At 73.1% G+C, this 19265-nt stretch carries 17 protein-coding genes; 3 read left to right on the top strand and 14 right to left on the bottom strand.

Translation table 11 applies throughout. From position 1 onward, the window contains the following. Positions 1 to 245 precede the first annotated feature (245 nt). Positions 246 to 1934 (top strand): protein kinase, encoded by a 1689-nt coding sequence (locus tag ABZ370_RS11060; protein ID WP_358619055.1) that lies wholly within the window; start codon positions 246 to 248, stop codon positions 1932 to 1934. Between the two features lie 108 nt (positions 1935 to 2042). Here ABZ370_RS11060 and ABZ370_RS11055 read toward each other — a convergent pair whose 3' ends face one another. From ABZ370_RS11055 to pdhA, 9 genes are all read right to left on the bottom strand, one after another. Further along, entirely contained in the window at positions 2043 to 2609 is a 567-nt protein-coding gene (locus ABZ370_RS11055; RefSeq protein ID WP_358619053.1) for a bacterial proteasome activator family protein, read from the bottom strand. Between the two features lie 80 nt (positions 2610 to 2689). Next, positions 2690 to 3142: a hypothetical protein gene (locus tag ABZ370_RS11050; RefSeq protein WP_358619051.1), complete on the bottom strand. Its 453-nt coding sequence runs from the start codon at positions 3140 to 3142 to the stop codon at positions 2690 to 2692. Positions 3143 to 3300: 158 nt separating this feature from the next. Continuing rightward, on the bottom strand, positions 3301 to 4278 hold the full coding sequence (locus ABZ370_RS11045; protein ID WP_358619049.1) for an NAD(P)H-quinone oxidoreductase: 978 nt from the start codon (positions 4276 to 4278) through the stop codon (positions 3301 to 3303). A 10-nt stretch (positions 4279 to 4288) separates the two neighbouring features. Next, positions 4289 to 5347, bottom strand: a complete 1059-nt coding sequence (locus ABZ370_RS11040) for a potassium channel family protein (protein ID WP_358619048.1) — start codon at positions 5345 to 5347, stop codon at positions 4289 to 4291. Then, complete coding sequence (locus tag ABZ370_RS11035) at positions 5344 to 7149, bottom strand: molybdopterin-binding protein (RefSeq protein ID WP_358619046.1); 1806 nt, start codon at positions 7147 to 7149, stop codon at positions 5344 to 5346. The genes ABZ370_RS11040 and ABZ370_RS11035 overlap by 4 nt, the downstream gene beginning before the upstream one ends. Beyond that, positions 7146 to 7964: an NTP transferase domain-containing protein gene (locus ABZ370_RS11030; protein WP_358619044.1), complete on the bottom strand. Its 819-nt coding sequence runs from the start codon at positions 7962 to 7964 to the stop codon at positions 7146 to 7148. The genes ABZ370_RS11035 and ABZ370_RS11030 overlap by 4 nt, the downstream gene beginning before the upstream one ends. Before the next feature lie 16 nt (positions 7965 to 7980). After that, the gene (locus ABZ370_RS11025) at positions 7981 to 9390 is read right to left on the bottom strand and encodes a dihydrolipoamide acetyltransferase family protein (RefSeq protein WP_358619043.1); all 1410 of its coding nucleotides are present in this window, start codon (positions 9388 to 9390) and stop codon (positions 7981 to 7983) included. Further along, on the bottom strand, positions 9390 to 10442 hold the full coding sequence (locus tag ABZ370_RS11020) for an alpha-ketoacid dehydrogenase subunit beta (protein ID WP_358619042.1): 1053 nt from the start codon (positions 10440 to 10442) through the stop codon (positions 9390 to 9392). Before ABZ370_RS11020 ends, ABZ370_RS11025 begins: the two co-directional genes overlap by 1 nt. Next, positions 10439 to 11566: a pyruvate dehydrogenase (acetyl-transferring) E1 component subunit alpha gene (gene pdhA / locus ABZ370_RS11015; RefSeq protein ID WP_358619041.1), complete on the bottom strand. Its 1128-nt coding sequence runs from the start codon at positions 11564 to 11566 to the stop codon at positions 10439 to 10441. Before pdhA ends, ABZ370_RS11020 begins: the two co-directional genes overlap by 4 nt. 180 nt (positions 11567 to 11746) lie before the next feature. On the opposite strand from pdhA, the gene ABZ370_RS11010 reads away from it, so the two are divergent. Continuing rightward, positions 11747 to 12235 carry an Lrp/AsnC family transcriptional regulator gene (locus ABZ370_RS11010; protein ID WP_358619039.1) on the top strand — a complete coding sequence of 163 codons (489 nt, stop codon included), beginning with the start codon at positions 11747 to 11749 and terminating at the stop codon, positions 12233 to 12235. Here the strand turns inward: ABZ370_RS11010 and ABZ370_RS11005 are convergent. Beyond that, the gene (locus ABZ370_RS11005) at positions 12232 to 12852 is read right to left on the bottom strand and encodes a TetR/AcrR family transcriptional regulator (RefSeq protein WP_358619037.1); all 621 of its coding nucleotides are present in this window, start codon (positions 12850 to 12852) and stop codon (positions 12232 to 12234) included. The two genes, ABZ370_RS11010 and ABZ370_RS11005, sit on opposite strands and share 4 nt — an antisense overlap. A 2-nt stretch (positions 12853 to 12854) precedes the next feature. Then, the gene (locus ABZ370_RS11000; protein WP_358619035.1) at positions 12855 to 14432 is read right to left on the bottom strand and encodes a 3-hydroxyacyl-CoA dehydrogenase; all 1578 of its coding nucleotides are present in this window, start codon (positions 14430 to 14432) and stop codon (positions 12855 to 12857) included. A 134-nt stretch (positions 14433 to 14566) separates the two neighbouring features. On the opposite strand from ABZ370_RS11000, the gene paaN reads away from it, so the two are divergent. After that, positions 14567 to 16288 carry a phenylacetic acid degradation protein PaaN gene (paaN, locus tag ABZ370_RS10995; RefSeq protein WP_358619034.1) on the top strand — a complete coding sequence of 574 codons (1722 nt, stop codon included), beginning with the start codon at positions 14567 to 14569 and terminating at the stop codon, positions 16286 to 16288. Here the strand turns inward: paaN and ABZ370_RS10990 are convergent. The 3 genes from ABZ370_RS10990 to ABZ370_RS10980 form a co-directional block, all read right to left on the bottom strand. After that, on the bottom strand, positions 16285 to 17058 hold the full coding sequence (locus ABZ370_RS10990) for an RNA methyltransferase (protein WP_358619032.1): 774 nt from the start codon (positions 17056 to 17058) through the stop codon (positions 16285 to 16287). The genes paaN and ABZ370_RS10990 overlap by 4 nt on opposite strands. A gap of 85 nt (positions 17059 to 17143) precedes the next feature. Beyond that, positions 17144 to 18388 carry an HTTM domain-containing protein gene (locus tag ABZ370_RS10985; RefSeq protein WP_358619320.1) on the bottom strand — a complete coding sequence of 415 codons (1245 nt, stop codon included), beginning with the start codon at positions 18386 to 18388 and terminating at the stop codon, positions 17144 to 17146. 2 nt (positions 18389 to 18390) lie between these two features. Beyond that, positions 18391 to 19062 (bottom strand): DUF5819 family protein, encoded by a 672-nt coding sequence (locus ABZ370_RS10980; RefSeq protein ID WP_358619031.1) that lies wholly within the window; start codon positions 19060 to 19062, stop codon positions 18391 to 18393. Positions 19063 to 19265 lie beyond the last annotated feature (203 nt).

Below are 19265 nucleotides of genomic sequence, written 5' to 3'. Positions count from 1 at the left end.
TTCCTGCTAGGCACGCTACAGCCTTCGCGCCGCGCATCGGTTCGTGATGGACCGGCCATCAAACCTGTTGACGGTGAAGTGTCGCAAATCGCGTGACGGGTTCTTGAGCATCCGGTCACGGAACGGGCACGTGGCTTGACGTGTCCGTGGCCTGGGGCAGACTTGGCCACGATATCGGGAACATGAAGATCGTGGCGTCGAAACGTGCGGGTTGAGCGGTGAGTGCGCCTAGGGGGATGCAAAACATGAGCCAGCACGGCGCACCGGGCCGCTACCAGGGCAGCTCCCTGGCCGGCGGCCGTTATCAATTGCGTGATCTGCTCGGCGAAGGCGGCATGGCCTCCGTGCACCTCGCCTACGACTCCGTGCTGGACCGCCAGGTAGCGATCAAGACGCTGCATACAGAGCTGGGCCGCGAGCAGTCCTTCCGCGAGCGCTTCCGCCGCGAGGCCCAGTCGGTGGCCAAACTCACGCACACCAATATCGTCTCGGTCTACGACACCGGCGAGGATTCGATCGACGGCGCGCTCATGCCGTACATCGTCATGGAGTACGTCGAAGGACTTCCGCTGCGTGCCGCCCTCGACGCCGACGTCCACCGCTTCGGCGCGATGCCGGCGGAAAAGGCGCTGAAAATCACCGGCGATGTTCTGGCGGCGCTGGAGATCAGCCACGAAATGGGGCTGGTTCACCGCGACATCAAGCCCGGTAACGTGATGATGACCAAGCGTAATGTGGTCAAAGTCATGGACTTCGGCATCGCCCGCGCCATGCAGTCCGGGGTCACCTCCATGACCCAGACCGGCATGGTCGTCGGCACCCCGCAGTACCTCTCGCCCGAGCAGGCGCTGGGCCGTGGCGTGGACGCCCGCAGCGATCTGTACTCGGTCGGCATCATGCTCTTCGAGCTGCTGACCGGTCGGCTCCCGTTCGACGCCGACTCGCCGCTCGCCATCGCGTACGCGCACGTCCAGGAGGAGCCGGTCGCGCCCTCCTCGATCAACCAGTCCATTCCGCCCGTGGTGGACGCGCTGGTCGCCCGCGCCCTGAAGAAGAACCCGAACGAGCGCTTCCCCACCGCCGAGGTCATGCGCGACGAGTGCGCCCGCATCTCCCGCACCGGCCAGACCAGCGCCTCCCCGATCATCATCGGCGGCGGCCCGCCCGCCGTCAGCGGCTCCGGCGTCGGCGCGGCGGTCTTCCCGCCCGTCGACCAGCAGGCCCCCACGCCCGGCCCCGGCCAGGTCCAGACGCCGTACCAGCCGCAGCCCGGCTCGGGGCAGTACGGCACCTTCGGCCCGTCCACCCCGCCGCCGCCGACCCACCCGGTGGGGCAGCAGTCCATGGGGCAGCCGTCCTACGCCACCCCCGGGTCGCCGTACCAGGGCGGCCACGGCCCGAGCACCCCGCCGCCGTACAACCTCTCGTCCGGCCCGGCCCCGGGCTCGTCCCCGGGCTCCTCGGGGGGCGGCAACAGCAACAAGCGCGTGATCATCGGCTCCGCCGTGGTGGCCGCGATCGCGATCATCGGCGTCATCGTGGTCATCGCGCTGAACGGGCCCAATGGCGACGACAAGAAGAACGAGAGCAAGGGCGGCGGCGGGAAGGCCTCCCCCTCCGTGTCCCAGTCGACGGCCCCCGCGGGCTTCCGCATGGGCGACAAGACGAAGACGATCGACCCGGCCAAGTGCACGGACGCGTACGAGGACTCGGACGACAAGGGCACCTACAGCGTGCCCGACTTCCAGAACCTCTACGTCGACTCGGTGAAGAAGTGCATCCGGGCCGCGGGCTGGAAGTACCGCGTCACCACCCAGGACGAGAACCTGTGGGGCAAGGGCACGGTCCTCAATTACACGTACCGCAACTACGAGCCCTACAACCCGGACACGGACACCATCGAGCTGACGGTCTCCACCGGAAATGCGGGCTGATACCCGCTTCATGAGCGTATGGGCGTAGCCGGACCGTTTTGGTCCGGCTACGCCTCTTTCATGGCTTCCATGGCCTCATGGCGTCACGCCTTCATGGCGTCATGGCTTCTAGAGGTACGGGCCCGAGCGGGCGCCGCCGTGCTCCGGTCCCATCCCTTGACCGTCCTCGTCGCCGCCGACGCCCGGGGGCAGGGCCCTGCGCATCTGCTCCAGCTGGGCGCGGGCCGCCATCTGCTGGGCGAACAGCGTCGTCTGGATGCCGTGGAACAGCCCCTCCAGCCAGCCGACCAACTGCGCCTGGGCGATGCGCAGTTCCGCCTCGGTCGGAACCGAATCCTCCGTAAAGGGCAGCGACAGCCGCTCCAGCTCCCCGATCAGCTCGGGTGCGAGACCGTCCTCCAGCTCCTTGACCGAACTGGCGTGGATCTCCTTGAGACGCGCGCGGCTCGCCTCGTCGAGAGGCGCGGCGCGGACCTCCTCCAGCAGCTGCTTGATCATGCTTCCGATCCGCATGACCTTCGCGGGCTGTTCGACCATGTCCGTCACGGGAACCTCGCGCGACTCGCCGTCACCACTGCCATCGCCAGGAGTGAGACCGCCGAGCGCCATGCCGTCCGGACCGACGACCAGGACGTGCGGGCTCTCCGGCGATCGTTCGTTCATCGGCTGGTTCATACCCCCATTGTTCCGCACCGGCACCCCGGACGGAGGCTGTGGGTCGCCCCGGGGCCCGCGGAGCCCCGGCCCCGCCCGCCTCAGCGGCGCCGTAGCCGCAGGCCGACGAAGGTCAGCCCGAGCCCCAGCCCGGTCAGCGCCAGCCCGGCGCCCAGCGGCAGCACCCGCATCGTCCGGTCCCCGGGCGCGGCAGCGGTCCGCTCGGTGGCGTACGGCCGGTCATCCTGGGGCAGCTCCCGCGCCCCGCGCCGCTCCCGCTCGTGCGGGAACCGAAGCGAGGACGGCGTCCAGTCCGGGACCAGCGACAGGGGCCGGTCCTCCTGGTCGCGCCCGCTCGGCGCGGGTGTGGGGCGCGCGGTGTCGGCCGAGGGGGTGGGTGGCGCGGTCCGGCCGGGGTGGGCCCGGCCCTCCCCGGCGTGGGTCCCCGCCAGACCGCCGTCGTCGTCGGCGTGCGCCACCGGCTGCGGAACGGCGAGCAGTGCGGCGCCCGCCAGCAGGAACGCGGCGGGCAGGGGGCGGAGTGCGGGGTTCACGGTCGTCACCTCCCGTGCCGGTCCGTCGCCTCACGTCGCGTCTCACGTCACCTCAGGGGACGAGCGTCACACGACGTGACGAGACGGGCATTCCGGGCGCGGCCGAACAGGCCACGGGACCTTCCGCCGCGGCGGACCGCGCCCGGAACCGGCGGCACTCAGACCGTCAGCAGCACCTTGCCCACGTGCCCGCTGGACTCCAGCAGCCGGTGGGCCTCCGCGGCGTCCCGCATCGGGAACGTACGGTCCACGATCGCGCGGACCCGGCCGCCGCCGATCAGCGGCCAGACATGCTCCCGTACCGCCGCGACGATCGCCGCCTTCTCGCCGAGGGAACGGCCCCGCAGCCCGGCGGCCGTCACCGCGCCGCTCTTGCCCAGCAGCTTGACCAGGTTCAGCTCGGCCTTCGCCCCGCCCTGCAGACCGATGATCGCCAGCCGTCCGTTGACCGCCAGCGCGTCCACGTTCCGGGCCAGGTACTTCGCCCCGACGATGTCCAGGATGACGTCCGCCCCGGCGCCGTCGGTGGCCGTCCGGACCTCCTCCACGAAGTCCTGCTCGCGGTAGTTGATCAGCACATCGGCGCCCAGCTCCCGGCAGGCCGCCAGCTTCTCCGCCGACCCGGCCGTGACCGCCACCCGGGCCCCGGCCGCCTTCGCGAGCTGGATGGCCATGGTGCCGATGCCGCTCGACCCGCCGTGCACCAACAGCGTCTCGCCCGGCCGGAGATGGGAGATCATGAAGACGTTCGACCATACGGTCGCGGTCACTTCGGGCAGCGCGGCGGCGGTGACCAGGTCGACGCCGTCGGGCACCGGCAGCAGCTGCCCCGCCGGGACCGCCACCTTCCCGGCGTACCCGCCGCCCGCCAGCAGCGCGCACACCTCGTCGCCCACCGCCCAGCCGCTGACGCCGGGGCCCAGCTCCACGATCCGGCCCGAGCACTCCAGGCCGGGGTACGCGGGGGCGCCGGGCGGCGGCGGATAGTGGCCCTGCCGCTGCATCAGATCGGCGCGGTTGACGCCACTGGCCACGATCTCGACCAGGACCTCCCCCTCGCCGGGCGCGGGGTCGGGGACCTCCGTCCACTGGAGTGCGTCGGGACCGCCGGGTTCAGGAATGGTGATCGCATGCATGGGCGCGAGGCTACTCCTGGGGCGTCGGCGCGCGAACGATGGTGATCAGCCGGTCGGCGGCCTGCAGCGGGCTCGCGTCGGGGTCGTCGTACGCCAGCAGGCGATGCCCGCGCCGCAGGGACACCACGAGGTCGTCCGTATCCCGCACCGACCTGCCCACCTCGGACTTCACCACCGTGCGCTCCACCAGGTCAAGACCGCTGCCCTGCTGGATCAGGTCCTCGATCACCGCCCCCGCGGTCGGCGACTGCACGCTCAGCCCCAGCAGCCGTCCCGCCGCGCTCGCGCTCGTGATCACCGCGTCGGCGCCCGACTGGCGCAGCAGCGGCGCGTTCTCCTCCTCGCGCACCGCCGCCACGATGTTCGCGCTCTTGTTGAGCTGCCGCGCGGTCAGCGTGACCAGCACCGCCGTATCGTCCCGCTGGGTCGCGATCACGAACTGGCGGGCCCGCTGCGCCTCCGCCCGCAACAGCACATCGCTGCGGGTCGCGTCGCCCACCACGCCCGCGAACCCCTCCGAGGTCGCGGACTCGACCACCTTGTGGTTCGGATCGACCACCACCACCCGGCCCTTGGGCAGCCCGCCCGCGCAGAGCGTCTCCACGGCGGACCGGCCCTTCGTGCCGAAGCCGACGACAACGGTGTGATCGCGCAAGGCGGACCTCCAGCGGTTCAGGCGGTATTGCTCGCGGGTGCGCTCGGCCAGGACTTCGAGCGTGGTGCCGACCAGGATGATCAGGAACAGCACGCGCAGCGGGGTGACCAGCAGGATGTTGGTGAGCCGGGCGCTGTCGCTGTACGGGACGATGTCGCCGTAACCGGTCGTGGACAGCGTGACGGTGGAGTAGTAGACGGCGTCGAGGAAGTCGACGTTGTCGTCGGCGTTGTCGTGGTAGCCGCTGCGGTCCAGGTAGACGATCAGGACCGTCAGCACCAGGACGAGCAGCGCCAGCAGCAGGCGGCGGCCCACCTGGCGCAGCGGGCCGTCCGGATAACGCGGCAGTTGGACGCGGTGACCGGTGTCCTCCGGTGGCGTACGGGCCGCCGCGTCATGACTGGGCAGCTTCACGCGTGGCCCTCCTGGGTGGGTATGCCATCGTCGTCGTCCCCCTGATTACCGCCGGTGTTCCCGCCGGTGCTTGCGGCGGTGCTCTCGCCGGTGCCGGTCGACCAGGGGAGTTCCAGCACCTCGACCTCCGCGCCGCGCCCGGCCCCGCCCGGCGGGATCACCGCGAGGCCGTCCGCGACGGCGACGCCGCGCAGCATCGCCGGACCGCTGAAGCGCAGCGGCCGCGCCTCGTCGTGCCGGAACGCCACCGGCACCAGCCGGGTGTCGTGCGGATGCCCGCTCACCGCCTCGACCAGCGGGGCCGGGTGGCGCTCGGGCGCGGGGCGGCCCGTCAGCGTCCGCAGCAGCGGCTCCGCGAGCGTCAGCAGCCCCGATACGGCGGCCAGCGGATTGCCCGGCAGGCCGACCAGATGCCGCCCGGACCTCGTCGGCCCGAGGCGGGCCAGCAGCATCGGATGGCCCGGCCGCACGTCCACCCCGTCGACCAGCAGCTCGGCCCCCAGCCGGTGCAGCGTGGGGTGCACATGGTCCACCGGGCCCGCCGCCGTGCCGCCCGTCGTCACGACCAGGTCGGCCGACGATCCCCGGATCGCCTCGTACAGCGCGTCCGCCTCGTCGGCCACCCGGCGGGTGCCCGACACCTCCGCGCCCAGCGCCCGCAGCCACGGCCCGAGCATGGGCCCCAGCGCGTCCCGGATGCCGCCCTCGCGGGGCAGCCCCCGGTGCAGCAGCTCGTCCCCGAGGACCAGCACCTCCACCCGCGGCCTGCGCACGGTCGCCACCTCGTCGTACCCCGCGGCGGCCGCGAGCCCCAGCACGGCGGGCGTGACCCGCGTGCCCGCGGGCAGCAGCCGGTCGCCGCTGCGGCACTCCTGGCCGCGGGGGCGGATGTCCTGCCCGAAGCCGACCGGCTGCGGGGCCTTCGCCGCGGACAGCCTGCCGTCCCCGGTCTCCGTGCCGTACTCCGTGCGCAGCACGGCGGTGGCGCCGGGCGGGATACGGGCCCCGGTGGCGATCCGCACCGCGTGCCCGTCGGCCAGCGGCTCGACCGCGCCTGTCCCCGCCAGGATTCCGCGCCCCGCCCGGCCGCCCGCCGTGAGCCGCCACGGGCCGGGCCCGGCCAGCGCCCAGCCGTCCATGGCGGACGTGTCGAACGGCGGCAGATCGGTGAGCGCGGTGAGGGGTTCGGCGAGGACGTGACCGAGCGCGTCGTCCAGCGCCCGCAGGACGGGCGCCGCCTTGGCGACGGCCCTGGCGGGGGCTCGGGCGGCGATGCGGCGGGCGTCGGGCCAGGTGGTCAGGGGGGCCTCGGGCGGGGTGGGGGTGTTGTTTTCGTGGGGTGTGTGGGGTGTGTGGGGCCCGTCGGGTGTCTGGGATGCGTCGGGTGCCTGGGGTCCGTCGGGTGCCTGGGGTCCCCTGGGTCCCCTGGGTGCCTGGGGACCCTTGGGTTCCTGGGGTCCGTCGGGTCCGTCGCCGGGTGCGGGGCCTTGGGAGCGGGGGGCCTGGGCGTGACGTCCACGGCGCCGGGAGCCCTGACGCACGGAATCGTCCGGCCTGAGGCTCGGCGGCGGCCAGCCCAGGTCGTCGTCGGGCTCGTCCGGGGGCGATTCCCGGTGGTCGGGGGCGCCGTGGCGGATCGTGCGCGCCACGCTCGGCGGGGGCCAGCCCAGCTCGGGGTCCGGCACGTCCGAAGGCGGCGACGCCCGTTGGGCGGTGGCCTGCTCATTGGCCAGCGCCAGAGCCTCGTCGACCTGGAGGTCGAGCTTGTCGGCATCCCCGGAACGGGGGTCCCGCCGGGTCATTCCTCGTCAGCCCAACGCGCCGCCAGGGCCGCCGCCTTGCGGCTGGCGTCGGCCAGAGCCTCGGGACCGCCGCCCTGCTGACCGGCGGCGTAGCCGACGAGGAACGTGGTCAGCGGGGCGGCGGGCCGGGCGACACCGTGCGCGGCGTCGCGGGCCAGGTCGAGGAGGGCGGCGGTGTCGACGTCGAGGTCGATCCCGAGTTCCGCTTTGACTGCGGCAATCCATTCTTCCAGCACCCGTCCATGCTCCCTGATCCGCGCACGGGCCGTGGTGACGTCCTCCCAGGTGTCGCAGTCGAAGGACGCGGTGTCGTGCGGGATGTGGTGGAGGTTCAGCTCGGTGGTGAGCAGCCGGAGCGGCAGCCCGCCGAGACTGCCGTGCTCGGTGGCGAGCAGGGCGATCTCACGCCGCAGCGGTTCGGCGCGGTAGGCGGCGACGAGGGGCTGCTCGCGCCCGTCGGGATCGGTGAGGACGGCGCCGTCGGCCCGTCCGAGCCCGTCGAGCAGGGCCCGCACGGTCTCGCCGGTGAGGAACGGCAGGTCGGCGGAGAGCAGCAGGACCACGGGGGCGGTGGTGCCCCGCACGCCCGCGTCGACGGCCGCGACCGGCCCGCCCCCGGGCGGCTCCTCCCGCGCCCACCGCACGGGCCGTACGGTGGGCCGACGCGGGCCGACGACCACGGTCCGCCCGGCTTCCGGACACGCCCCGAGCACCCGGTCCAGCAGGGCCCGGCCGCCCACGCGCAGCGCGGGCTTGTCCACACCGCCGAGCCGCCGGGCGGCGCCCCCGGCCAGGATCACCGCGTCATAGGTCACCCTCCGAGTATGGCCGCTACAGCACTCGCAGCAGCACGGAGGGCTGCTCGACGCAGTCCGCCACGTACCGCAGGAACCCGCCTGCCGTCCCGCCGTCGCACACCCGGTGGTCGAACGTGAACGACAGCTGCACGACGTGCCGGACCGCCAGTTCGCCCTGGTGCACCCAGGGCTTGGCGGCGATCCGCCCGACGCCGAGCATGGCCGCCTCGGGGTGGTTGATGATCGGGGTGGAGCCGTCGACCCCGAACACGCCGTAGTTGTTGAGCGTGAACGTGCCGCCCGTGAGGTCGGCCGGGGCCAGCGCGCCCTCGCGGGCGGTCTCGGTCAGCCGGGCCATCTCGGCGGCCAGCCCCTCGACGCTGAGCGTATGGGCGTCGCGTACGACGGGGACGACGAGACCGCGGTCCGTCTGCGCCGCGAAGCCGAGGTGCACGGCGCCGAGTCTGATCACCTCACGGCGTTCCATGTCGACCCTGGCGTTCAGATCGGGGAAGCGCGTGAGGGCCGCCGTGCAGATGCGGGCCAGCAGGGCGAGCACGGAGATCTTGGGGCCGCCGGTGGCGTTCATGGCCGTGCGGGCGGCGAGCAGTTCGGTCGCGTCGGCGTCCACCCAGCAGGTCGCGTCGGGGATCTCGCGGCGGCTGCGCGCGAGCTTATCGGCCACGGCGCCCCGCACCCCGCGCAGGGGGATGCGCTCTCCGTGCTCCGCGTGCTCCCTGTGCTCCGCGCGCTCCCCGGGCTCCCTGTGCTCCCCGGGCTCCTTGTCCGGTGTCTCCGCCGTGCCGGGGATGGCCCGCTCGACGTCGGCGCGCAGGATCAGGCCCTCGGGGCCGGAGCCGACCAGCTGCCGCAGGTCGATGCCGTGCTGCCGGGCAAGCCGCCGGACCAGCGGAGAGATCACCGGAACGGGGCCCTCCGCGGTAGTGGGCACCGCCCCTCCGTCGGCCGGACGCACCCGGCGCCGCCGCTCGGCGGGGGCGGCCGTGCCGTATCCGACGAGCACATTGCCGGACCCCTCGGCGGCGGAACCGCCCACCGCGCCCCGCCCCCCGGAAGACGACCCACCGGAAGACGGCCCACCGGAGGACGCGGGGCCTTCCGGGCGGTGTGCCACGCGCCCGTTGCCGGAGCCACCGGCCTCGGCGGAACCACCACCCGCCCCCGGTCCGCCGGACACACCGGAAGACGCCACCGTCAGCAGCGGCGCGCCCACCGGCAGCTCCGTGCCCTCCTCCCCGAAGCGCGCCGTCACCACCCCGGCATACGGGCACGGCACGTCCACCATGGCCTTCGCGGTCTCGACCTCCACGACCGGCTGGTCCACCGCGACGACCTCGCCGACCTCGACCAGCCAGCGCACGATCTCCGCCCCGGTGAGCCCCTCCCCCAGGTCGGGCAGCGTGAACTCCCGCACGACAGCCATCAGACCGTGCTCCCCTCGGTCCACTCCGACTCCCACTGGAGCCGGGCGACGGCGTCCAGCACCCGGTCCACGCCGGGCAGATGGTGCCGCTCCAGCATCGGCGGCGGATACGGGATGTCGAACCCGGCGACCCGCAGCACCGGCGCCTCCAGGTGGTGGAAGCACCGCTCGGTGACGCGGGCGGCGATCTCGCCGCCGGGGCCGCCGAAACCGGCGGCCTCGTGGACGACGACCGCCCGCCCGGTGCGGCGCACGGAGGCGCACACGGTGTCGTCGTCGAAGGGGACCAGCGAGCGCAGGTCGACGACCTCCAGCTGCCAGCCCTCGTCCCGGGCCGCCTCGGCGGCTTCGAGACACACCGGGACGGAGGGCCCGTACGAGATCAGGGTGGCGCTCCGGCCCCCGGTCCCGGCGGTGTGGACCACGGCCCGCCCGATCGGCGGGACCTCGGTGGGACGCTCGGCGTCCCAGTCGGCCTTGGACCAGTACAGCCGCTTGGGTTCGAGGAAGACGACCGGATCGTCGGAGGCGATGGCGGCCCGCAGCAGCCCGTACGCGTCGGCGACGGTCGCCGGGGCGACGACATGGAGGCCGGGGGTCGCCATGTAGTACGCCTCGGAGGAGTCGCTGTGGTGCTCGACGCCGCCGATGCCGCCCCCGTACGGCACGCGCACGGTGAGCGGCAGCGGCACCGCGCCCCGGGTGCGGTTGCGCATGCGGGAGACATGGCTGACGAGCTGCTCGAAGGAGGGGTAGGCGAAGGCGTCGAACTGCATCTCGACGACGGGCCGCAGCCCGTACATGGCCATGCCGACGGCGGTGCCCAGGATGCCCGCCTCCGCCAGCGGCGTGTCCGTACAGCGGTCGTCGCCGAACTCCTCGGCGAGCCCGCTGGTGATCCGGAAGACGCCGCCCAGGGTGCCGACGTCCTCGCCGAGGACGTGGACGGCCGGGTCGGCGGCCATGGCGTCGCGCAGCGCCCGGCCGAGGGCCTGGGCCATGGTGGCGGGCTTGCGGCCCGCGGCGGGCCTGCGGTCGGTGGCGGTGGTCATCGCTCCCCCTCGGCGTCGAGCTCGGCCCGCAGCTGCGCCGCCTGCTCCCGCAGCTGACCGGTCTTCTCCGCGTAGACGTGCTCGAAGAGCTCCAGGGGGTCGAGGACCGGATCCTGGTGCATCCGGGTGCGCAGATCGGCGGCGAGCCGCTCCGCGGAGTCGCGCACGGCCTGGAGGCCGTCGTCGTCGAGCAGCCCGCGGTCCCGCATGGCCGCCTCCAGGAGCACGATCGGGTCGTGTTCGCGCCAGGCCTCGACCTCGGCGTCGGAGCGGTAGCGGGTGGCGTCGTCGGCGTTGGTGTGCGCCTCGACCCGGTAGGTGACGGCCTCGACCAGGGTGGGCCCGCCACCGCGCCGGGCCCGGCGGACGGCCTCGCCGAGGACCTGGTGCACGGCGGCCGCGTCGTTGCCGTCGACGAGCCGTCCGGGCATCCCGTAGCCGACCGCCTTGTGGGCCAGGGAAGGGGCGGCGGTCTGCTTGGCGAGCGGGACGGAGATCGCGAAGCCGTTGTTCTGGATCAGGAAGACGACGGGGGCCTGCCAGACGGCCGCGAAGTTGAGCGCCTCGTGGAAGTCGCCCTCGCTGGTGCCGCCGTCGCCGACCAGGGCGAGCGCCACGACGTCGTCCCCCTTGAGGCGCGCGGCGTGGGCCAGCCCCACCGCGTGCGGCAGCTGGGTGGCCAGCGGGGTGCTCAGCGGGGCGATCCGGTGCTCCCGGGGGTCGTAGCCCGAGTGCCAGTCGCCGCGCAGCAGGGTGAGGGCCCGGACCGGGTCGAGCCCGCGGACGACGGTGGCCAGGGTGTCGCGGTAGCTGGGGAAGAGCCAGTCGCGCTCCTCCAGCACCAGACCGGCGGCCACCTGGCACGCCTCCTGCCCGGTCGAGGAGGGGTAGACGGCCAGCCGGCCCTGCCGGGTGAGGGCGGTGGCCTGGGTGTTGTAGCGGCGGCCGTGCACCAGCTCCCGGTGGAGCCTGGTCAGCAGCTCGGGGGCGAGGCCGGCGGCGGCGGAGGTGCCCAGCATGCGGTACGGCTCGGGGTCGGGCAGGAGCGGTGCGGCGTCGGTGCGGGGCCGCCAGGCGGGCGGGGGAGTGGGGCGGTAGGCGCCGGGCTGCTCTAGGACCGTCATGACACGACCTCCTGGGCGGGCAGACTGCTGGAGGGCGGGCGTGCCGTGTGGCATCGCCCTCACCTACCGATTGTTCGGTCGTTGACGCATTTTGGCTACAGGCGGCCCGAGCCTGTGGACAAACGGTTCTGCACAGCCTGAGATGAAAACAGGACGTCCATGAAGGGGAGGCGGGGCGGCATGCAGGGCGAACAGATGGCCAGTCCGGATGGCAAACCTCCCGCGCGCCCACTGGACCCCATCGACCGCGACATCCTGCGGCTGCTCCGGACGGACGGGCGCGCCTCCATACGTTCCGTCGCCGAGCAGGTGCACGTCTCACGCGCCAACGCCTACGCCCGGATCAACCGGCTCCTGGACGACGGGGTGATCCGGGGCTTCAGCGCCCGGGTGGACCAGGAGCGGGCCGGGCAGGGGGCGTCCGCGTACATCACGCTGAAGATCGTGCAGAACTCCTGGCGCACTGTGCGCGAACAGCTCGGACTGCTGCCGGGAGCCGCGCACATAGCCCTGGTCAGCGGGGATTTCGATGTGCTGCTGCTGGTGCACACCGAGGACAACCGCTCGCTGCGCGAGCTGGTCCTGACCCGCATCCAGGCCATACCGGAGGTGCTGAGCACCCGCACCCTGCTGGTCTTCGAGGAAACGGACCTGGACCCGGAGGTCTAGGACCTGTCGTTCGGATCAGGCTCCAGGGGGGTGACGCGCAGGCCCGCGAAGGCCGTACGGACAACGGCCTCGGCCACCTCGTCGACGCCCGCGGCCCCGCCCCGGCCGGGCCGGTACCACTCCACAATGGAGTTGATCATGCCGAAGAGCAGCCGGGTCGCCAGCCGCGCGTCCACATCGGCACGCAGATCGCCGTCGGCGGCCGCCCGCTTGAGCAGGTCGGCGACCTGGTGGTCGAACTCCCGGCGGCGCTCCATGGCCCACCGCTCGGTGTCCGTGTTGCCGCGGACGCGCAGCAGCAGCGTGACGTACGGCAGCTCCTCCATCAGCACCTCGGCGGTGCGCCGGGCCACGTACTCCAGCCGTTCTATCGACCGGCCTTCGCGCGCCCCCGGCTCCTGGAGGATGCCGAACAGCCCGTCCAGCGCACGGCTTATGGCCCGCCGGAGCAGCTCTTCCTTGCCCTTGACGTGGTGGTAGATCGACGACTTGGAGATCCCCGCGGCACGGGAGAGATGCTCCATGGAGGTGCCGTCGTACCCGCGCTCGTTGAACACCTCCACGGCGACCGCGAGCAGCGATTCGGGCGTATAGGTGTCGCGCTTGACCATGGTCATGATTAGAGCAGCTTTCCTTCGGTGGCAGCACGCCGGATCAGGGCCTGGGACGGGGCGTAGCGGCCGGTGGGGCAGGCGTCGTGGAGGTTCTCCAGGACGTCGCGCACCCAGGCGGCGCCGAGCTGGTCGCCCCAGTGCAGCGGGCCGCGCGGATAGTTGACGCCGGTGCGCATGGCGGTGTCGATGTCCGCGGCGCTCGCCACCCCGCGGGCGACGGCGTCCGCGGCGAAGTCCACGAGCATCGCGACGGTGCGGGCCACGATCATGCCGGGGAGGTCGCCCACCACGCTCACCTGCTTTCCGAGCGCCTGGAAGAGACCCGTCGCGGCCGCGACGGCCTCCGGCGCGGCGGTCGCGGAGGGGGCGAGGGCGACGCGGGTGGCGGTGCGGTAGTCCAGCGCCAGGTCGAACCGGATGCCGGGGGGATGCGGGTCCGTGGTGGCGGCGGACCCGTCGGTCAGGGACAGCCGGGTACCGTCGGGCAGCGCGAGGAAACCCCTGCTCCTGGCCTCGGCCCCGGCCCCCGTACCGGCCGCCGCCAGGGTCTCCGGCACGGGTTCGCGCGACAGCGCGATGCCCGCCTCCTCGATGAGGGCGACGAGCCCGGCGGCGGGGCCCAGGTCTCCGTGGAGGGCCAGCTTCGCGGGGGCTTCGCACGGCTCGGCGGTGTGCGGGCGGGGGCGCGGTGCGCCGTCGGCATGGTCGTACCAGCCGCGGCCGGTCTTGCGCCCGTGCAGTCCGGCGTCGACCAGGCGGCGCTGGGCGAGGGACGGGGTGAATTTCGGATCGTGGAACAGCGATTCCCAGACGGATCGGGTGACGGCCTCGTTCACGTCCTGGCCGATGAGGTCGGTCAGCTCGAAGGGGCCCATCCGGAAGCCACCGGACTCGCGCAGCACGGCGTCGATGGTGGCGGGGTCGGCGCCGCCCTCCTCGTACCCCCGGAAGGCCTCGGCGTAGAAGGGGCGGGCGATCCGGTTGACGATGAACCCGGGGGTGTCGGCGCAGCGCACCGGGGTCTTGCCCCATGCGGCGACGGTGTCGTACGCGCGGTCGGCGGCGGCCCGGTCGGTGGCGTGGCCGCGGACGACCTCGACCAGCGGCAGCACCGGGGCCGGGTTGAAGAAGTGGAGGCCGACGAGACGGCCCGGGTGGCGCAGGGCGCCCCCGACGGCCGTGACGGAGAGGGAGGAGGTGTTGGTGGCGAGCAGACAGCGGTCGGAGACGACGGTTTCGAGGGCGGTGAACAGCTGCTGCTTGGCGCCCAGCTCCTCCAGGATGGCCTCGACGGCCAGCTCGGTTTCGGCCAGGTCCGCGAGGCGGTCGACGGGGGCGAGCCGGCCGAGGGCGGCGTCGCGGTCGGCCGCGGCGAGCGCGCCCTTGGCGACCAGTCGGCCCAGGCGGGCCGCGATCGCGTCCACGGCCTGGGCGGCGCGGCCGGGCGCGGCGTCATAGAGCCGCACCGGATGCCCGGCGACCAGCGCCACCTGGGCGATTCCCTGGCCCATGGTCCCGGTGCCGACGACGGCTACGGTGCTGGTGCGCGGGAGCCCGGTACCGCTCGTGCCGCTCGCAGTCATACCGCTGATCCTTTTCGACGAAGTTATCCACAGGTCCGCCAGGCCCTCTTGTCCCGACCGATCGTTCGGTTAATCTAACTCTGTCGCCACTTCCAGCCCAGCTCAATCCCAGCTCGACGAGGAGTTGGTCAGCCGTGACCGCCGGACTCACCACAGACCAGTTGACGAAGACGCACCGTTCCACCCTCGACCAGGCCCTGGAGGCGATCCGTACCCGCGCCTACTGGTCCCCGCACCCCGAGCATCCGAAGGCGTACGGCGGGGAGGGCCAGGGCGGGCGCCCGAGCCTGAGCGTCGCCCAGGGCCAGGCCGCCTTCGAGGCGCTGCGCGGCACGCGCCTGGAGCTGGACCAGCCGGGCACCGACGGCTGGGCGGGCTCCGAGGTCTCGCCGTACGGCGCCGGGATGGGCATGGAGTATCCGCATCCGGATCTCGACGTGCTGCTGCCCGCCATGCGCGCGGGGATGCCCGCCTGGCGGGATGCCGGGCCCGAGGCGCGGGCCATGGTCTGTCTGGAGATCCTGGCCCGGATCAGCGCCCGCTCGCACGAGTTCGCGCAGGCGGTCATGCACACCAGCGGGCAGGCCTACATGATGGCGTTCCAGGCGGGCGGCCCGCACGCCCAGGACCGCGGTCTGGAGGCCGTGGCGTACGCGTTCGCGGAGCAGACGCGCACACCGGCGGCCGCCGACTGGTCCAAGCCGCAGGGCAAGCGCGATCCGCTGGAGCTGCGCAAGACCTTCACCGCCGTCCCGCGGGGCATCGCCCTGCTGATCGGCTGCAACACCTTCCCCACGTGGAACGGGTACCCGGGCCTGTTCGCCTCGCTGGCCACCGGCAATCCGGTGCTGGTCAAGCCGCATCCGCAGGCGGTGCTGCCGCTCGCGCTGACCGTCCAGGCCGCGCGCGAGGTGCTGCGGGAGGCGGGCTTCGACCCCAATCTGGTGGCGCTGGCGGCCGAGCGGCCGGGCGAGGGCATCGCCAAGGTCCTCGCCGTGCGCCCCGAGATCCGCGTCATCGACTACACGGGCTCGACGGCCTTCGGCGACTGGCTGGAGACCCACGCCCGCCAGGCCCAGGTCTTCACCGAGAAGGCCGGGGTCAACACGGTCGTCATCGACTCCACCGACGACTACAAGGGCATGCTCGCCAATCTGGCGTTCTCCCTGTCCCTCTACAGCGGGCAGATGTGCACCACCCCGCAGAATCTGCTGATCCCCCGCGAGGGCATCACCACCGACGCGGGCCCCAAGTCGTATGACGAGGTGGTGGCCGATCTGGCGGCGGCGGTCGACGGGCTGCTGGGCGACGACGTGCGGGCGAGCGCGCTGCTCGGCGCGATCGTGGGCCCGCGGGTGCGGGAGCGGCTGGAGGCCGCACCCGGGCTCGGCGCTGTCGCTCTCGCCTCCCGCGCGGTCGCCCACCCCGACTTCCCCGGCGCCACGGTGCGCACGCCGCTGATGGTCAAGGCGGACGGGGCGCGGAAGTTCTGGGAAGCGGCGGAGGCGGACGCGCCCTATCTCTCCGAATGCTTCGGCCCGGTGTCCTTCGCCGTCGCGGTCGACTCGGCGGCGGACGCGGTGGCCCTGCTGCGCCGCACCACCCGGGACAAGGGCGCGATGACGGTCGGTGCGTACACGACGTCGCCCGAGGTGGAGCGGCTGGTCGAGGAGGCCTGTCTGGAGGAGTGCGCCCAGCTGTCGCTGAATCTGACCGGCGGGGTGTATGTGAACCAGACCGCGGCCTTCTCGGACTTCCACGGCTCGGGCGGCAACCCCTCGGCCAACGCCGCGCTGTGCGACGGGGCGTTCGTGGCGAGCCGCTTCCGCATGGTGGAGGTGCGGCGCCCCGCTTAGGCGGCGTCCTGCGGGGGCGCGGCGGGTCCTCCCCAGTGGAACAGGGCCATGGCCACGCTGGTGGCCAGGTTGTAGCTGGACACCTGCGGCCGCATGGGGAGGGCCACCAGCCGGGTGGCCCGCTCGCGCAGCTCCGGCGACAGCCCGTGCCGCTCGGAGCCGAAGGCCAGCAGCGCGTCGTCGGGGATGGCCAGGGACCGGATGTCCTCCCCCTCCGCGTCCAGGGCGTACAGCGGCCCCGGCGGGAGGGCGTCGGCCGGAAGCCGTTCGACCGCGGTGGCGTAGTGCAGGCCCGCACCCGAGCGCACGGCGTTCGGGTGCCAGGGGTCGATGTCCCCGGTGGTGAGGACCCCGGCGGCCCCGAACCCGGCGGCGAGCCGGACCACGGCCCCGACGTTCCCCAGGTTGCGGGGGTTGTCCAGGACGACGACCGGCGCGGGGCGGGGCAACCGCGCCAGGGCGTCCAGATTCCCCTGCCGCCCGCGCCGGACCGCCAGCGCGGCGACCCGGGTGGGATGCACCCGGGGGACGAGGGCGCGCAGGTCCTGGTCGGGCACCTCCACCAGGAGGTCCGTGATCACCTCGGTGAGATCACCGGCCAGCTCCGCCGCCAGCTCCACCGCGGCGGCCTTGTCACTGGTGACCGCGACCCGCACCTCGGCGCCGAAGCGGAGCGCGTGCTTGAGCGCATGGAAGCCGTCGAGCAGCACGGTCCCGGAGGCCGTCTCGCGCCACTCCCGCACGGCCCGCGTGGCCTGGTCCTCAGTCATCCCCTCAGCGTACGGGGGCCAGGCGCCGTGACCAGGCACTTCACCAACGATCCGGGCCCGGGGCCCGGGACCGGGGCGGGCGGGCTCAGCCAGTGAGCGTGGGGGCGGGCTCCTCGTCGGCGTCCCCGGCCCGCTGCCTGGGCAGCCGGACGGCGCGCGCGGCCAGCCGGTCGCGGGCCCGGGTCGCCTTCCGGCCCGTCCAGAGCAGGAAGGCGGTCGGCAGGAACACCGCGTCCCCGGCGATGGCGGCGAGCGAGAAGAAGGGCAATCCGAGCGCGACGGCGATGCCGATGTGCTCCAGCATCAGCAGCACCAGCATGACGTTCTTGGCCCGGCGGTTGAGCAGGGTGAAGGGGAAGGCGACCTGGACGATGACCGTGCCGTAGGTCAGCAGCATCACCAGGGTGCCGCTGCTCGCGAGCGCGTCGGCCAGGGACGGCCAGGGCGAGAAGTAGTCCAGGTGCAGCGGGTAGTAGAGGGCGGTGCCGTCCTGCCAGCGCGATCCCTGGACCTTGTACCAGCCCGCGGAGGCGTAGAGCAGACATACCTCGCCCATGATCACCACCAGGGCACCGTTGTGCGCCAGGTTGGCGAGCATGTCCAGGACGGTGCGCGGCTCCCCCGGTGCGTGACGGCGCGCGAGCCACCAGCCGCCCTGGACGAGCCACAGCCCCCACAGGACGGTGGCCCAGCCCAGCCCGGGGAGCGGGCCATCGGCGATGAGGGACAGTCCGGCGTCGCTGAACAGCTGGACCCAGGCCAGGGCGAGCCCCAGGACGCTCCACAGCACGATCCCGGTCGTATCGCGCGGCGGCTCCGTCTCGTCGTCCGGGCGGTGGGCGGCGCGGCGCGCGTCGAGCGACCAGACCTGGCCGCACCGGGTGAGCACCAGGTAGATCGACATCAGGTGGATGAGGTTGTCGCCGCCGTCGCCGAGGAAGATGGAGCGGTTCTGCAGCGACAGCACGCCGAGCATGAACAGCACGGACATGGTGCGGGTGCGCCAGCCGAGCAGGAGCAGCAGGGCGGAGACGAGGGCGAGTGCGTAGACGGTCTCGAACCACAGGCCGCTGTCGGACCACATGAGCGCGGTGAAGGCGTGGTTGCCGTCGATCAGCCGACGGGCCATGTCCCAGTTCCAGGGACCGTCGGGGCCGTACAGCTCCCGGCGGTGGGGCCATTCGCGGACCAGGAAGAGCAGCCAGGTGAAGGAGAAGCCGATGCGCACCACGGCCGTCTGGTGGGGGCCGAGCGCGGAGCCGGTGACGCGGGCGTGGCCGCGCGCCACGGCGGCCTGGACACGCGCCAGGCCGGACTGGACAGCGGATATCGTCACCGGCGCGTCCCCTCCGGAAGGTCGGCCTCGGTCGCGGTCCACCAGGGCAGGGTCCGGTAGAACGTCTTGACGTCGGTCTTCTCGTCGCTCCACGGCGGCGCGGCCAGCGGCGTGGTCGCGGACCGCACCTGGACGCGCTGTACCGTGCCGCCGCCCGTCTCCGGGCCGAGACGGAGCATGACGATCCGGCGTATGTACTGCTCGGAGAGGCTGCCGCGGGTGCCGTTCGGCCGTTCCCGCGCGTCGTGCGAGCCGATGTAGAACTCCCAGGCGCGGCGCAGTTCGTTCTGCTGGGTGTGGCTGGGCAGCGGGTTGTGGTGGATGGCGGCGCCGTCCTGGGCGGAGAGGTTGGTCCAGCCTGTGGTCGCGAGGCCGCCCTCGGGGGTGCGGATCTCGGCCCGGGCCTGGACGGCGATGTCCTGCTGGAGCGGATTGGGCGCGAAGAGCTTCCAGTTCCGTTCGAACTCCGGGTAGGTGTAGTCGTCCATCGCCGCGCCGTGACGCTTGCTGACCGTATTGGGCGGCGCGACGCTCAGAAACGCCATCCCGAGGTGAACGGCCACGGCGACCGCGGCGGCGGCGACCGCCACCGCGACGATCAGCTGCGACGGCAGTGAGAGCGCGCCGAGCCGTTCCGCCGCCTCGTCGTCCGGCTCCGTTTCCGCCATGCCCCGCCCCACTCCCGATGGTCCAGGTCCGCGCACCCGGCCCGGACGGCTGCGCACCCACGGCCCCGGAGGGTGTCCCCTGTGCCCGGCACGCTACCGATGCGGCCCACCCGGCACAGCATCCTCAGCGTTATCCACAGGCTTGACACCCTACGTTCCCTCGGCACACCATTGAACCGAACGATCGGTCGGTAGGTCGATTC

The sequence above is a fragment of the Streptomyces sp. NPDC005962 genome (assembly GCF_040629205.1).
Lineage (GTDB): Bacteria > Actinomycetota > Actinomycetes > Streptomycetales > Streptomycetaceae > Streptomyces.
Note: the sequence above shows the minus strand (reverse complement) of the source record. Positions and strands in the feature narration are given on the sequence as shown.

Excerpts from the sequence above, each read along its gene's own strand:
- pdhA (WP_358619041.1), bottom strand. The coding sequence starts at position 11,566 with ATGACGGTCCTAGAGCAGCCCGGCGCCTACCGCCCCACTCCCCCGCCC.
- ABZ370_RS10990 (WP_358619032.1), bottom strand. The coding sequence starts at position 17,058 with ATGACTGAGGACCAGGCCACGCGGGCCGTGCGGGAGTGGCGCGAGACG.
- ABZ370_RS11025 (WP_358619043.1), bottom strand. The coding sequence starts at position 9,390 with ATGGCTGTCGTGCGGGAGTTCACGCTGCCCGACCTGGGGGAGGGGCTC.
- ABZ370_RS11055 (WP_358619053.1), bottom strand. The coding sequence starts at position 2,609 with ATGAACCAGCCGATGAACGAACGATCGCCGGAGAGCCCGCACGTCCTG.
- ABZ370_RS10980 (WP_358619031.1), bottom strand. The coding sequence starts at position 19,062 with ATGGCGGAAACGGAGCCGGACGACGAGGCGGCGGAACGGCTCGGCGCG.
- ABZ370_RS11035 (WP_358619046.1), bottom strand. The coding sequence starts at position 7,149 with ATGACCCGGCGGGACCCCCGTTCCGGGGATGCCGACAAGCTCGACCTC.
- ABZ370_RS11000 (WP_358619035.1), bottom strand. The coding sequence starts at position 14,432 with ATGACTGCGAGCGGCACGAGCGGTACCGGGCTCCCGCGCACCAGCACC.
- ABZ370_RS11005 (WP_358619037.1), bottom strand. The coding sequence starts at position 12,852 with ATGACCATGGTCAAGCGCGACACCTATACGCCCGAATCGCTGCTCGCG.
- ABZ370_RS11010 (WP_358619039.1), top strand. The coding sequence starts at position 11,747 with ATGCAGGGCGAACAGATGGCCAGTCCGGATGGCAAACCTCCCGCGCGC.
- ABZ370_RS11060 (WP_358619055.1), top strand. The coding sequence starts at position 246 with ATGAGCCAGCACGGCGCACCGGGCCGCTACCAGGGCAGCTCCCTGGCC.
- ABZ370_RS11020 (WP_358619042.1), bottom strand. The coding sequence starts at position 10,442 with ATGACCACCGCCACCGACCGCAGGCCCGCCGCGGGCCGCAAGCCCGCC.
- ABZ370_RS11045 (WP_358619049.1), bottom strand. The coding sequence starts at position 4,278 with ATGCATGCGATCACCATTCCTGAACCCGGCGGTCCCGACGCACTCCAG.